1 protein-coding gene is annotated in these 311 nt (G+C 40.5%); it reads left to right on the top strand.

The window, feature by feature from the left end; translation table 11 throughout:
- Positions 1-311: ATP-binding cassette domain-containing protein (locus SORDD16_RS10235; RefSeq protein WP_128973522.1), on the top strand; the 311-nt coding region annotated here is incomplete at both ends.

Here is a 311-nt window from a genome sequence, read left to right on the forward strand (position 1 = left end):
GGTTCTGGTAAATCAACCCTGCTCAACATCCTAGCTATGCTGGATAAACCAACTCGTGGTCAGGTTTACTTAAACGGAACAGACACAGCAACTATTAAAAACTCACGAGCTTCCAGCTTTCGTCGTGAGAAGTTGGGATTTGTTTTCCAAGACTTTAACTTACTAGATACTCTGTCTGTTAAGGACAATATCTTGCTTCCGCTAGTATTATCACGAAAACCTATCACAGAGATGATGAAAAAATTGGTAGTAACAGCTGAAAATTTGGGCATCAACCAATTGCAAGAGAAGTACCCTTACGAGATCTCTGG

Origin of the sequence: Streptococcus oralis (genome assembly GCF_001578945.1) — a bacterium.
GTDB classification, from domain to species: Bacteria; Bacillota; Bacilli; order Lactobacillales; family Streptococcaceae; genus Streptococcus; species Streptococcus oralis_Q.